Here is a 13,697-nt window from a genome sequence, read left to right on the forward strand (position 1 = left end):
TCGATATGACAAATATAATTGATCCTAATAATGCGATTGTTGCAGTCAATACCGCATTACATGAAATTTTATCTCAACATCTAAACACCTCTAACCAAATAATTGATATCCGTTTTGATCTACCGGAAATTAATTCAACTCCTGCTAAACCTACCGTCAGTGTATTTCTTTATGATATACATGAAGATCTACAATTACGCTCCGCGGAACCAAGGAGTTATAATCCTGCCACCAACTCATTATTGTCTGGATGGGTAAATATTAATTACAACTATTTAATTACTTACTGGCATTCAAACCAACCATCAGGAGATGCCTCTAACCCTGACAGTCATCCCAATAATCAAGCTGCACGCGTCATGACAGCTATTTTAAATGCATTAGTTAACAACCGACAATTACCTAAAATTCCAGCGGCATATACCAGAGTCATTCCACCGCAAGAAAATCTAAATAGTTTAGGTAACTTTTGGCAAGCGCTCGGCAACCGCCCTCGCCTTTCTTTGTTATATTCAATCACCGCACCAGTAAAGCTTCAAGATATTAAAGACGTCATAAAACCCGTTAGCCAGATTTCCGCTTCTATGGAACAAAAACCAAATCTGGATAATTCTCAAATAAACCAAGCTTTATTTAGAAAATTGTGTGCCGATTTAGGCGGCACAGAAGATGTTCACCTTGCCCTTTCGAAAGTGAATCTGACAACCAAACCTGCTAAGGAAAATAATGAAAATCAGAATAATCAAAACGTAATTCTTGAAGTTTCTGGTATTACCCGTTTGGATTATTTACCTAGAATAAAAGGTATTCTCTCGACATGGAAAAATAGTCATAGTGCCGTTGTTAGGATAAATAATATTGGTATTATTACTTCAGAAGATAAATCTGATAAACTAATAGCCATTAAAAATCTCTAATTCATATTTATATAAAAAACCCACTGCAACACCAATTAAAATTTCTTATAAAATCACTTTGCTTATATATTAAAATATACTTAACTTTATTTTTTAAAAATAAAATGACAATAGTCAATCTATATAGTATTTATTTCCAACATACCTCTTCCCGAAAATTAACAGGTGATAATATGGTATATGAATACGATAAAACCATCGAAAGAAAAAGAAAACCGTCGATACAATTAGACAATAATAAAGAAAAATCATTTGAACAGGCACTAGAATTGTCTCAAAGTAATCAGAATAATCCATTACTCCACGATCTCATCACCAGCAATAATTTACGTAAAGAGGCTTCGGTTTTTGCCAAACGGATTGGTCCCTCCTATCAGGGAATTCTGGATGGACTTGAGCATCTTCATAATCTAAGTGGGAATGAGCAATTGACGACAGGTTTCGAATTGTATCGACGCATTATCCGTTACCTAGAAGAACATCCTGATTCTAAACGTAATACTGCCCTGAGAAGGATACAAACGCAGTTTGGGGATCTGATGTTTACCGGTACTTTGCAGAAAATACGCCACTCGTTGTTGGAAATGGCGGAAACTCGCCCTGAAATGGCATCGCATATCTACCAGATTGCTCGTGATGAGGCCACAGGTAATACACCTGGGCTGACCGATCTGATGGTGCGTTGGGTAAAAGAAGATCCCTATCTTGCTGCTAAAACAGGCTATCAAGGAAAAATTCCCAATGATCTACCTTTTGAACCTAAGTTTCACGTGGAGCTAGGCGCTCAATTTGATGACTTTAAAAAGTGGTTGGACACCGCCCAGAATAAGGGATTGCTGACTCATACCCGGCTTGATGAACAAAATAAACAGGCCCATCTTGGTTACAGCTATAATGAGCTGCTAGATATGACTGGAGTTGAAAGCGTGCAGATGGCGGTCTATTTCCTTAAGGAAGCAGCCAAACAAGCTGAACCAGGTTCTACTAAATCGCAAGAAGAAATTTTGCTCCACCGATTTGCTAATCCTGCCTATCTGGCACAACTGGAACAAGGCAGATTGGCACAAATAGAAGCAATATATCACAGCTCTCATGACACTGATGTGACTGCTTGGGATAAGCAATTTGCCTCAGATGCGCTGACGCAATTTAATCATCAACTGAATAACAATGTGGATCTGAACAGCCAGTTGTCTCTTTTACTTAAAGATCGCCAAGGGCTACTGATTGGTGAAAGTCATGGCTCAGATCTGAACGGATTACGTTTTGTCGAAGATCAGATGGAGGTATTAAAAGCGCATGGCGTGACAGTCATTGGCCTGGAACACCTACGCTCAGATTTAGCTCAACCGTTGATAGATAAATTCCTAGCAAGTGGGAATGAACCCATGCCTGCTGAACTGGCCGCAATGCTTAAGACTAAACATTTATCTGCGAATTTGTTTGAACAAGCCAGAAGCAAGCAGATGAAAATCATTGCACTAGATAACAACAGCACAACTCGCCCTACCGTGGAAGGAACACAACATGGCCTGATGTATCGTGCAGGGGCAGCTAATAACGTGGCGGTAGAGCGTTTACGACAATTGCCTGCGGGAGAGAAGTTCGTTGCCATTTATGGTAATGCTCATTTGCAATCCCATGAAGGTATTGATCACTTTTTACCAGGCATTACCCATCGTCTTGGTTTACCGGCTCTCAAGGTAGATGAAAATAATCGTTTTACAGCTCAGGTCGATAATATCAACCAACGCAAACGTTATGATGATGTGGTTGAATTACCCCGTATTCAATTAACATCTTAGCTATAGTACAATCATTAATATAACAAGACCACAAGATAAATACTTCCCACTAAAAACTCATAGGTGATAATTATGGTGTACGAATACGGTAAAACCGATGATAGAAAAAGAAAGCGCTCAACACAATCAGATAATTATGAAGAAAAACTATTTTTACCAGTATTAGATTTGTCCAGAAACAATCAAAATACTTCTAATATGGAAGATAAATATGAAACACCGAAAGATTTTATTAATAGAACTGGTCGAAAAAAACTATTCCGTGCAATCCGTATGATAGCCTCAAACAAACGAGACCCCATTACAAAAGATCAAGTATCGGTGTCACCTGATGGTAATCTATTTACAGAACTCAAAGATAGACATCTGGATAGAGCTGCTGAATATAAAAAATTAAAAGAATGGCCGACATATGCTTCAATTATAGCAACCGCTTCCAGCGCTAATACTCCTATTGCACAACATGTTTCCGGTGATGATGTATTAAGCCCTTACATCTCTACAGGTGACGAGCGAGGGGCCGCGCAGAATACTGTAAGGAATTGGAATGGGATTGGACCCGCATCAGAAAGAAGGCTAAGACCAGAAAAAACATGGTCTCCAATAATAGAAATCGACGTTAATAAGCTGCCTGATACCACTAAAATCTTCGACCTGAATAAACCGGATAATACTTTCTTTGGTACCGCAAATAGCAACATTGCTCAAAACGCCTTTGCAGACAAAGAGGTGCTGATTTCACCAGAAATTCCAGGCCACTCTATCACACGTGTAATTAATGATCTAGAAGAGATCAAACAGATTGCTGATCTTAACCCAAGCCAACCACCTATAAAGAAAAATAACACCATCCTTGAAGAAAAAATAATCTTTGCAGAAAAGAAATCTGTTCCTATACATGACAGTGACACCAATATATCTCCAGAATCATTTATCTTTTCAAAACGCAAGAAACCAAAAAATATAAGATCTCGTACTGATAGTTGATAAAAATAAACAGGCTAAAGTAAGCCTTAAAATATCAGTCTAATATTCAACAATAAAAAAATTAACTTAGAGGTAATATATATGGAACACGAATACAGTGAAAAAGAAAAACTCCAAAAATGCCCAATGCAACTAAGGGATTCTATCGGACATGATAAGGAGGATATAAATACCACAACTCCATTGGAACTTAATTCTCAATACACTAACAGAAAAAGACCTGGGTTACAGGAACGTTTCTCGGCCACTTTACAACGCAATCTGCCAGGCCATTCTATGCTCGATCGTGAACTAACCACCGATGGCAAGAAAAACCAAGAAAGTCGATTCTCCCCTAGCATGATAATGGACAGGCTCATGCATTTCGGGGTCAGAACCAGATTAGGTAAAGTCCGAAATTCGGCGAGTAAACACGGTGGTCAAGTCACCTTCAAATTTGCCCAAACCAAAGGTACTTTCCTAGACCAAATCATGAAACACAAAGACACCTCAGGCGGTGTCTGCGAGTCTATATCCGCTCATTGGATAAGCGCCCATGCCAAGGGTGAAAGCATCTTTGACCAACTCTATGTCGGGGGCCAAAAGGGAAAATTTCATATCGACTCACTGGTTTCCATTAAACAGTTACAGATGGACGGTTATCTGGATGATGAACAAAGTACCATGACAGAGTACTGGCTTGGTACTCAAGGCGTTCAGCCAAGCATGCAAAAAAACGACGAGGACGAACACTCATCCAAGATAGTCGGTCAAACCGGTAACAAAGGTACAACAGACCTATTACGCGCCATTCTGGATACGGGTGATAAAGGCTCAGGCTACAAGAAAATTAGTTTTCTCGGAAAAATGGCTGGACATACTGTAGCGGCCTATGTGAATGATCAGAAAGGTGTCGTTTTCTTTGATCCCAACTTCGGCGAATTCAGCTTCCCAAACATAACTTCGTTTTCTCACTGGTTCACTGACGATTTCTGGCCAAAATCTTGGTACAACCTGGAAATTGGTCTGGGGAAACAATTTGAAGTCTTCAATTACGAGCCTAAAGAGCCATAATCCGCGACGCTCACTTAACTTGTTCTCCAGATTACTCTTTCATCTCTTTTTTTAGAACAGCCATCAAATCAAGGAGCAATAGATAAAATGACATCTACCTTCGACCCGGCCGTATATACCGGTACGCCTACACTCAATATATTGGCGTTCTCTCCTCCTCTGGCTCACACGATTTAACTGATTTACTCAATATCCTTATGCCACCGGCAAATGAGCAGGACCGAACGGAGAAACAACGTCGGGCCGCCGGCGCCAGAAAAGCGCTGGAAAATGCAGATTCATTTACTCTATCAGCACGGTATTTGTACTATACCGCACAAGATCTAGATTTCTTATTGTCCCTTCGCAAGGAATACAAGGATTTCAATAGCAAAAAATTGATCGACTGATTATCAAGCCCTCTGAATGGACTAAAAAGCAGTAGGAAGAATAAACATCCATTAATTAAGCATAAAAATAGTATTTTATAAAAAAATCTCTGGCAAATATTGTCAGGGATTTTTTTAATTTCAATGATCAAAAAATAACATTACAGCCCCTAAGTAGTTTGATTTATGACCGACATCAGATGAATAATTCTAGATCGATATATTGGTTTTACGTACCAATAAGTTTTTTCTATAAAAAAATAGCAATTATTGCATACAAAAATAACACAATATAAAACAATGGTATTTTTTACTAAAAAAATGTGGACACAGTTATATATTCTAAAATAAAGCGTAAATTCTATACCATTGGACTTAAAATCCACATTATGATGGATACCCCTACACCAAAGAGATAACTAACTATGTCAACAAATACAATATATCGTGTTGCCGCCGTTCAGGCGGCTCCCGTTTTCCTTGATCTTGAAGCTACCGTTACAAAAACTATCACGTTAATTGAATTAGCAGCTAATAATGGTGCTAAGTTGATTGCTTTCCCTGAAACTTGGATTCCGGGCTATCCGTGGTTTATCTGGCTGGATTCCCCTCTCTGGGGCATGCAATTCATCAAGCAGTATCACAACAATTCATTAATTATCGGTAGTCATCAATACCAACGTATTGAACAGGCCGCCGCCGATAATAATATTATGGTGGTGCTTGGTTTCAGTGAGAAAGATAAAGGCACTCTTTATATGTCCCAATCCATCATTGATCAGACCGGCAAGACATTATTAGCAAGGAGAAAATTAAAACCTACTCATGTAGAAAGAACGCTTTTTGGTGAAAGTGATGGCAGTAGCCTGAGCGTTGTCGAGACGCCTCTTGGTAAAGTTGGCGCCCTAAACTGCTGGGAACATATCCAACCTCTATCAAAATACGCGATGTTTGCCCAAGATGAACAAGTCCATATCGCTGCCTGGCCAAGTTTTTCTGTCTATAAAGGGCATGTTCATGGCCTATCCGGTGAAATGAATACGGCAGTAAGCAGCGTATATGCATTAGAAGGTCAATGTTTCTTCATTGGTGCTTGCGCTCTGGTTTCCCAAGAAATGATTGATATGATGTGCCAAACTGAAAAACACAAATCTCTGCTTGAAATAGGCGGAGGTTATGCCTGTATATACGGTCCGGACGGCAAGCAGCTTGCCAAGCCATTACCCCAAAATGAAGAAGGATTACTGTATGCAGATATCGATCTGAGTGCGATTACCTTAGCAAAAGCGGTTGCAGACCCCGTTGGACACTATTCACGACCTGATGTCACCTGCCTTCTCTTAGATAAAACCCGACGTCAACCAGTTATCATGAAGCAAGACTATTGCTGTGATAGCGAAGTCTGTATTGAAAAAGAGAGTATCTGTGATCCATTAGAGAAAGCATCTACAGCGATTAATATCGATGCCAAATAATAACGGATAAAATCAGTTTATTTTAAATTTTGCAGCCGTGATTTAACTACGTTATTCCCCAATTACACGGCTGTATTCCAATCAATAAAAAACGTTTAATTAGCATCATCTCCTCACAGTAATAACATTTCTCTTTCCATTTCTTTACAAATATGTACTATTCCTACTGTTTACTATTCACCACAGAGTAACTTTAATAAACATCCCGTATTAGCTACAAAAGCCTTTCAGCCCACCTATCAATGGATATATTGGTTTATATTTAACCATATTATAAAAAACTATAAATAAATATTTATATATAGTTATACTAATTAATAATTTTATGATGTTATTAATTGATATTTGATATTAACCAATATCAACTATAATCACCCTGCCTTACGATTGTGACTTTAAAATCACAAAATAATATTTTTATATGGACAATCATCTCCGTAAATCAGATGAATACGGTAGCTATATAGATAAATAATAAATTTAATCAACCTGGAGGATTATATGCCACATTCCGAATACGATATCGAAAATAAAAAAGAGATCTATCAGTCAACAGAAACGGAATATACCGTAGTCAATGGAAAATATTGGGAATATAAGCGAGATAATAATAAAGATGAAGATAAGCCATTTATTTCCCTGCTGAAAGGCAATCAAAACTATCCAATTTTGATAACTTCTGATATTAAGGAAATGGCTCTATATACCATAGAAAATTTACTTTCTTATAATAAATACTCAGCTAAATTACAACAGACTTTGAAACAAGCTGTGAACGCTGTTTTCAATGAATATTCTGAGATAAAATATTCTGATTTACTGAATAACATTAATAATATATTTAATCTCTTCTTTATAAAAAATTATAATAGCGCTGATATTGATACAGCAATCAATATCTTAATATCAAAAATAGAAATTCATGAAAAAATAAGAAACATAAGTAAGGATAAAGCCGATTTAGAACAAAATAAAGTTGATATATGGCAGGAACTAGGTATTAATGCCGAAGAACCTTTACTGAAAATATATCGTCAGGCATTCTCTACCGTAGATATCGATGATGAGCTATATTCAGATGCATTGCTAACTTTTATGTCAGATGGAAATTTAACATTAAATGACAAAGAAAAATCAGATTATAACCAACGAATCAAAGATAAAGAGGATCTTTTCAAATCCTATAAAAAAGGCATTGAAAAGGTAAATAGTTTAATTTCCGCTAATAATATTCATCCAGGAATTCCGATTATTCACTCAGAAACAAACCAAAGTATTAGTATTGGAGATGACATACTATTATCTCTACTAGCCAAAGAAGAGATCGCATTAAAAAAACAACATCGTACTGAGTACAGCCAAAAAGATATTCTTAAACTGCAAACTCTACAAGCTGCTAAGTATCATCTATTAGTCTTATCTTCATTAGGCTCCCTATTATATCAGATTGCCCCTAAAGTCGGAAAAATGACTCAAGGTCATGGTGATTATCGCGATATTATTTTTGCTCAAGATCAGGCTGAATTATTATTTAAAAAATATAATATTCACTATGATACTGATCATATTCTTTCTCAAGAATCAAAACATATTGAAATGGAAGGCTGTATTATTTTAACAGCAGCAATCATTTATCGAATGAGAAAAGAAAATGCTAATGTTGAGCAAGCATTTAAGTATTCTACATTAGAAACAATAAAATTATTTGAAAATGACAAGAAAAAATTTAATCCTTTCAATAAAAGTAACGAAAAACCAGCAGGATACTTTTCTTTTATCGATTTCAAAAAGAGAGATAAATTTGATTCACAATATAACTTTAATGAACAATTTAATGTTTATAAAAACAAATATAGTCATTATGAATCCATTTTACTCAGTAAGTTAATACTTTCATCTCCGGCTGCGCAATTAACTGTTGAAGAAATTATTAACCCACCAGAAGAAGCCTTTCTCTATTCAGTCGAACAGGGTATGGGAAATGTTGCCATGATAAAAATGTATCAAGGTAATTGGTTGGTTGTCTCAACAATACAAGGAGGAGTGAAAGCAAAAAAATATACCCAACAGCAGGTTGACAGCCAGCCCACTTTACGTGCTATGTCTAGACCCAATGCTTTATTTTTAATTGAGCAAAAGATTATGATAGGCATTGGAATATTTATGGAAAATCAAATAGTCACTACAGGGAAAAGGCTGTTTCCGATTGGCTATCAGCGGGCCAAAACCTTGAGTGGCTTCTCAGAAACAAGCAGATATAAATATTCTTACGACGCATTCTGGAATGATTATTACGGTATAACTTCAGGAATGAATGTGGGGATTAGCTTCACAGGTTCACCTAAATTTAATTTTTATAAAGAAGAGAACTTACTTTCTGTTACTACGAATATAGTACAGCAAGGTCTAAATGACATCGCAATAAAAAGTAAACAAGCGCTGGATATTACCTCTGGTTGGCATATAGCGGCAACTATTCTTATTCCTTTCTATAATGTTATCTACAAAGCAACAACCGATAGTGAATATAAATTAACTGGAGAAGATATTGGCTCAATTGTTTTTGATACAGCAAATGTGCTATTAGTTGTTGCTACTCTAGGTATGTCATTGACTGAATCAATGGCTGCAAAAGTCACACAAACCACATTGCGCCTCAGACAAGCCGGTCTGACCGGACGAGCTTTAATTACAGCAGTTATCAGGACATTACCTGAACATGGCATCACAACTTTACGCCAATCTTCTCGCATTCTACTCGGCGGATTAATTGATTTAATCGAACCTTTACCGATCAGATCGACACTCACCTTAACTTACCGAGGAGTTGTCAGCGCAGTAGGTGCGATAAAAAATAGTATTAAACTTGAGAAAAGTTTCGCTGATATTTTTAGCAAAAGTACCATAGGGCTTGGCAAACTTAAAAATGAATGGAAAGTCAGCAATATTTCACTTGATAGAATGATACCTCATGCAAATGAAGGAATATATAAAGGGATTTATTCAATACGCCCTACTAGTGTGGAAACAGCCGTTAAACAGAACTACTATATAAAGGAATCTGGCGCTAATTATCAAGTCAAATGGGATGAAGCAAACCACACTTGGCGCGTAGCCAACCCGGCTTATCCCGAACAATTTAGTTACTGGCCTGCGGTGAAATTAGATAAAAATGGACATTGGGTTACTCATACCGATGTATCTAATAAATTTCTTATCCTGGAGCAAAGTAAAAAAATAGATCAGGAGCTTGAAGCAGCACGCAGTAATATTAATAATGATAAAATATTGGATGCATTTATTCATATCAATACCGCATTCAAAAATTATAAAAAATATGATATCGATAAACTATCAAACATTACTGATACATTAAACCATTTCCTGGAAAAATCCCTCAAACTTGGAGATAAAGAAGCCCTATTCAACACAGAGATAGTGAATATTCAACAAGCCTGGATACGTGAAGTCACTTTACCATTACAAAACAATCCATTACCAAAAAACCTAAGTATTTCGGCTGAAAAAATTAATGCTATCAAAACTGAACTGCCTTATTTATTAAGGGAAATCTATCCCATTGAAAATCAATTACCTAATGCATCAGCAATCAATAAAATCGCCCTTGCTATTGAAGAGATACCTGGCACACCGATGCCGAAATATTCTTCTGGTAATATCCAAAAAACAATACAATACACATCAGTAGAGAGTAACCGTGTAGATATTCCTCCTGTGGGGATCACAATAACAGGTAATGATCTATTTATTAATCGAGTCACTCACGTACTCGATGAAATAAGTGAGATCCCTTCCGGAAATATTGTTATTCAGGAGCTTGAAAAACAGGGCTTAAATATCGAACCACCGATGATGGATGCCATTGTACGAGAAAAAGATGGTCAATTTTATGCCCGTAATAGCGCCGGTAGCAGTATTACCTTTGATCCAGAGAATCATCTGATTGGTACAGAAGAGAAACTGACCGAAGAGCCTTGGCGTTCTCGTGAACCTGCTATCGCTTTATATCATGAGATGTTACATGTCTATTATAATCGTTACCCAACATGGTTTACTTCTATTGATAATAAAATGATTGATCAAAAAGTCAGTGGGGGATCTTCTTTGCTGGAAGAATCACGAATTGTGGGAACAAAATATTATTCCAACGATAAAAATACGTTATTTGATTTCAGTGATCCCGATTATTTATTGGAAAACAATTCGGCCTTATTGACTGAAAATAGATTCAGAGCAGAATATGCCATATTCAAAGGTGAAAGTGAGTATATTATTCAACCTTATTATGGTAAAGGCGATAGTCAAATTCCATTGAAAAATATTAAAATAAATATCAATGAATCACACCGCAATGTCATGGGTGTGGGCAATGAAAAACCTGAAAAAATGCCCGGTGAATCAGCTACTGATTACCGTAATAGAGTGAGGGAATGGAGAAAAGCTAATAAAAAACCGGAAGAAGGCATTGGATCAGGTGATATTAGAAAAACAAAAGCACAATCCAGAATGGGGATTTTACAAAAAGAATATCCTCAACTTGAACCGCAGAAAATTGAGCTTGGTGGTGCATTCGAATTATGGACAGTACCTAATGAACCGGCGAATAGATTAATGCTGAGTTCTCATGGATATTTCTTCTCTGATAGTGCAGCGACGCAAGTCCCCGCTGGAAAAACAATCCAGTTTCTCGGTCCTCACGGGCAGACATTATTGGAAGCACCGGAAAATGCATTAAACTCCCCTTTTGATGTCACATTGGGTAATAGTGGCTTGACGATACAACCTTATGCAACGATAGAATCAGGTAATAAAGCTGGTTCGGCTAGTGTGAAAATAGGTGATAAAACGTTTACTGTGAATGATATTCAGAATATGACTGCCGATGATATTGAAAATTATCTACTAGCCACCGGAGTAGAAGCCAATACAACCAATCATGGCAGGGTAAGAAATTATGGTATCAAATATTATGAGAAAATGCCTGATGAGGAAGTAAAGGCGGCAATATGGAAAAATAGAGCAGACAGTTCGAATATCAATAAATATGACGCGCTATTAGTCAGCCCGGAAGCTGGAAATCGTAAAAAATTGTCCGATATTTTTACGCTACTAAGAACCGACGAAAGGATGGCAAAATATGATGAAATCACCTTTGTCGCCTGTCGTGAAGAATTGAATAGAATCAACATGAAATCAGTACATGATACTGGCCTTGGCGGTGGTTATGAACCCAAATTCCAACCGACAGTGGTTCTTTCACGTTCAAAACGATCGGCGACACTCACGCCTGATGGAGCAATTATTTATTCCATTATTGCAGTAAATCTGCATTATAATCTCATAACAGAAAAAATCGTCGGTATAGCGCCTTTCCTGTTTATCGATAATTAAAAGGTCTTTTTGTATTACTTGAAATACTAAATTGAGGCGGGAAATGTTTTCTCGCCTTATTTATTTTAAACTGTACTAATTCTGCCTACGATTTTGACATCTTATTTAGCCTACTACGTAGATCCGCGGGGGCAATATAATAAGTTGTTCGTTTTATTTTTATAGGAAAAAATATATTAATTGCCTCAAGCTCTCTAAGTAACTTTCTGGCTGTATTTTCGCTAACATCATATACATTTTGAACCGATTTCACTTTAAACAATCTTCCGGGTTCTTTTACACCTTTTTTAATTAAATCTTTCTGAATGAAGGTTAGCTTACTTTTATACTTTGAATTTTCCAACACATCGACAATTTCATAAAATTCTTTTGTTTTTACTCTTAAATACTCTTGTAATTCATCAAATGCGTTTAGAATAGCATTAACATTAAAATCGATAAAATAAGTTAAATCCCCATAATCCTTTTGAACATAAAGATATGACATACCATAGTCTTTAGCGTGCTCCTTGATAACCTTGCTTATTGAAATATATTCAAAAATATCATATCCATTCTTTAACATGTACCAATAAAATATTGCCCTTGCAGTTCTGCCATTCCCGTCTCTAAATGCGTGTTCATACCCCATCATAAAGTGAAGAATAATCGCTTTTATTACTGGTGGTATAAATTTCCGGCCATCCTCTCCATTATGATTTTCGTTAGCAAAAGCACATAATTCTTCTAACCTATTTTCTAACTCCTCATAGTTTGGCGGGTAAAATAATGGATTGTCATCATTGCCAATGTAAATATCATTACTGCATCTAAATTCCCCCGGTATATTTTCGCTTTCAGATACACCATTAGTCGCTATTCTGTGAAATTCAAGCATCAAATCCCTTGTAAGGGGTTCTTGTTTTCTTTTATCCGCTAGCTTTAATAGCATATAATTATTCAGAATCATTCTTTCATCAGGAGTGCTGGGCGCTAATTCTTCCTCTAGCATTTTTTTTGCGTCAGCTCGGGTAGTTGCCGCACCTTCCAATTGAGCGCTGGTGATGGCTTCTTCCATCAGTAAAGATGATACTAAGTAATTCTGTTGAATATTATCTGATGCTTGAGATCCTGCAATTACGGCTACTTTACCTGCACCAAGTTGTACAATTTTGTGCAACTTTGGTTCTAGTGCATCATGTATACAAAAACTAAACTCATTCCCGCTTTTATCAAATAAGCCCGTACTTTTTTTTACCTGATCTCTACAGAACTTTACCGCATACCAGATGTGTTCAGCTTCTTTACTAGGAACTCGCCACTTAAGCTGACTCCAATGAAGGTATCTTCCCTGTTTATCAACAATGCTATATTCACTGAGGTATTCCCCGAATTTAACAAAATCTAAATTTGAGAAATTAAGTTTAGGTGATTGTTCTACAGGATGTTTTACCATATTACCTCATATTTTAAAATTTGATGTATAGGTAAGTATGATAGTAAATCCTTAAGGAGATCAACACGAATAAACCAGATTCATAAACTGTTTGAAACGGAGGATTTCCTTTATAAAGGACTCATATAAAGCTTTAAAGTACATAAAACACATTTATAAGCTTCATTTAGAACTCTTAAATCTCTCTCTTTTTATATTCAAATTCTTGCAAAATAAGAGGTATAATAGAGTCTCTTAACTATAAA

8 protein-coding genes are annotated in these 13,697 nt (G+C 36.6%); 7 read left to right on the forward strand and 1 reads right to left on the reverse strand.

Annotated features, from left to right (window positions below):
• The first annotated feature begins 5 nt into the window (after window positions 1-5).
• The 7 genes from EAE93_RS04105 (at window position 6) to EAE93_RS04135 (ending at window position 12,017) form a co-directional block, all read left to right on the forward strand.
• Window positions 6-917 (forward strand): Pvc16 family protein, encoded by a 912-nt coding sequence (locus EAE93_RS04105; protein WP_214039136.1) that lies wholly within the window; start codon window positions 6-8, stop codon window positions 915-917.
• 173 nt (window positions 918-1,090) lie between these two features.
• Window positions 1,091-2,722, forward strand: coding sequence for a membrane-targeted effector domain-containing toxin (locus EAE93_RS04110; RefSeq protein ID WP_214039137.1), 1,632 nt, complete (start codon window positions 1,091-1,093; stop codon window positions 2,720-2,722).
• A 72-nt stretch (window positions 2,723-2,794) separates the two neighbouring features.
• The gene (locus tag EAE93_RS04115) at window positions 2,795-3,709 is read left to right on the forward strand and encodes a hypothetical protein (protein ID WP_214039138.1); all 915 of its coding nucleotides are present in this window, start codon (window positions 2,795-2,797) and stop codon (window positions 3,707-3,709) included.
• Between the two features lie 126 nt (window positions 3,710-3,835).
• Complete coding sequence (locus tag EAE93_RS04120; RefSeq protein ID WP_250150869.1) at window positions 3,836-4,762, forward strand: YopT-type cysteine protease domain-containing protein; 927 nt, start codon at window positions 3,836-3,838, stop codon at window positions 4,760-4,762.
• Window positions 4,763-4,959: 197 nt separating this feature from the next.
• On the forward strand, window positions 4,960-5,151 hold the full coding sequence (locus EAE93_RS04125) for a hypothetical protein (RefSeq protein WP_110087345.1): 192 nt from the start codon (window positions 4,960-4,962) through the stop codon (window positions 5,149-5,151).
• A 404-nt stretch (window positions 5,152-5,555) separates the two neighbouring features.
• On the forward strand, window positions 5,556-6,605 hold the full coding sequence (locus tag EAE93_RS04130; RefSeq protein ID WP_110087485.1) for a carbon-nitrogen hydrolase family protein: 1,050 nt from the start codon (window positions 5,556-5,558) through the stop codon (window positions 6,603-6,605).
• Between the two features lie 501 nt (window positions 6,606-7,106).
• A complete protein-coding gene (locus EAE93_RS04135; RefSeq protein WP_214039139.1) occupies window positions 7,107-12,017 on the forward strand; it encodes a putative adhesin in 4,911 nt (1,636 codons plus the stop codon).
• A gap of 85 nt (window positions 12,018-12,102) precedes the next feature.
• Here the strand turns inward: EAE93_RS04135 and EAE93_RS04140 are convergent, their stop codons facing one another.
• Entirely contained in the window at window positions 12,103-13,452 is a 1,350-nt protein-coding gene (locus EAE93_RS04140) for a Fic family protein (RefSeq protein WP_214039140.1), read from the reverse strand.
• Between the last annotated feature and the right edge of the window lie 245 nt (window positions 13,453-13,697).

This window comes from Photorhabdus akhurstii, assembly GCF_018448925.1.
GTDB classification, from domain to species: Bacteria; Pseudomonadota; Gammaproteobacteria; order Enterobacterales; family Enterobacteriaceae; genus Photorhabdus; species Photorhabdus akhurstii.